General features: G+C 65.9%; 1 protein-coding gene. It reads right to left on the bottom strand.

Annotation, left to right across the window (positions count from 1 at the left end):
- Positions 1–721 precede the first annotated feature (721 nt).
- Positions 722–1,793: glycine--tRNA ligase subunit beta (glyS, locus tag V6M50_RS15095; RefSeq protein ID WP_332819397.1), on the bottom strand; the 1,072-nt coding region annotated here is incomplete at its 5' end.

Genomic DNA, 1,793 nt, shown 5'->3' with positions numbered 1-1,793 from the left:
GCGGCCGGAGACGTCCTTGCCGATGGCATCGACCAGCGACAACGAGGTACGGACGTTGAGCGTCATCGTCTCGTCGAGGCCGAGGATGTCGACCTTTGCGACGGTGGCGGCCTGCGTGGGGAACGCCGCGGCAAGACACAGGGTCGCGGCGGCGAGCAGGCGGGGGGCTGGGCGCATGGGGGGAGGATAACCGGGGCGCGTCAAAACGTATTGACGGGCGTGCGGCATGCAACGGCAGGAGTTCAGCGACTTGGCCTGTGCCTGTCATCTCCGCGAAGGCGGGGGTCCTGCGTCTCTGCATTTGCAGTGCAGGGCTTCCGCCCCTGCGGGCCGGGTAACTTTTCTTTGCTGGCACAAAGAAAAGTCACCAAAAGAAAGTGCCTTGTGTGAATCAAGAGCGCGTCGGCGGATTGGACGCCGCGGGGATTTTCCGACTCGCCTTTTCCGGCTGAGCCGGAAAAGTCCGGCCCGCGCTTGCGGCGCGGGCGTTCGTCGGTGCGCGCGCCAGTGGCGCGCATGCAGCACCTCCTCGCCCTGGCTCGGTCGGAAAACGGCGCACTTTGTCCGCTTCGCGGCCAAAGACCGGCCCGCGCTACTCGCGCGGGCGTTCGGTCGCGCGCGAGCCAATGGCTCGCAAGCGCGCGCCCTCACCCATGTGCGCCGCCCTTCGGGTCTGCATGCGTCCGGGGTGTTCGCCATTTTCGAGGCGAACAGCCGATAGCTAGGTCGACAGATGCTCGATGGCAGCAACGCTGCCGAGGCGATCGGATAACCGCTGCAACAACGCGAGGCGGTTGTTGCGTACCGCGCTGTCGTCGACGTTGACCATTACCCCGTCGAAGAAGGCGTCGACCTGCGGGCGCAGGCGGGCGAGGCGGCCGAGCACGGCGACGTAGTCGCGCTGTTTCAATGCGTCGTCGGTGTCGGCGATGGCCGCATCGACCGCGGCGGCAAGGTCGCGCTCCGCAGGCTCGGTGAAGCGGGCCGGATCGACGCCCGAAGGAATCTCGCCCTCGACCTTGCGCAGGATGTTGCGGATGCGCTTGTTGGCGGCGGCGAGGGCTTCGGCTTCGGGCAGCTTGGCGAACTCGCCGATGGCCTTGAGGCGGTGGTCGAAGTCGGGGAGCGAGGCAGGCTTGAGTGCAACCACGGATTCGAATTGCTGGGTCGGGATGCTTTGGTCGGCGTAATAGCCGCGAAGGCGATCCATCACAAACTCGACGATCTCGATGACATCGAGCGATGTTGACGACTCGCTCTCGAGAATCGGCCCCGGCTGAACTGAGACGCCTTCGGACTGGGCCTTGCTGGTAGCTTTGAGCTTCTGCTCGGCACGGGTCGCAGCAAGCGCGAATGAGGCTGACTCGTATGCCTTATCGAGCACCGCATACAGTTCTAGCTCGATCCCACCCTCGAGCAGGGTGCGCGCCAAACCCAACGCATTCCGCCGCAACGCAAACGGATCCTTGTTGCCGGTCGGCTTCAAGCCAGCGGCGAAGCCGCCCGCCAGCGTGTCGAGCCGTTCGGCAATCGCCAGCACCTGCCCCAGCTTCGACGGCGCGATCGCGTCGCCGGCGAAACGCGGCATGTAGCCTTCGTCGATCGCGTTGGCGACTTCGATCGGTTGCTTCTCGACGGCGGCGTAGTAACGGCCGGCGATACCCTGCAGGTCCGGGAACTCGTTGACCAGACGCGATTGCAGGTCGGCCTTCGACAGTTCGGCGGCGCGGCGTGCCTGTTGCGGGTCGACGCCCACTTCGGCGGCGATCGCTTCGGCCAATGCCGCGACGCGC

Origin of the sequence: Sphingopyxis sp., from assembly GCF_036675685.1 — a bacterium.
GTDB lineage: Bacteria > Pseudomonadota > Alphaproteobacteria > Sphingomonadales > Sphingomonadaceae > Sphingopyxis.
This window is presented reverse-complemented; position numbering and strand designations above follow the sequence as displayed.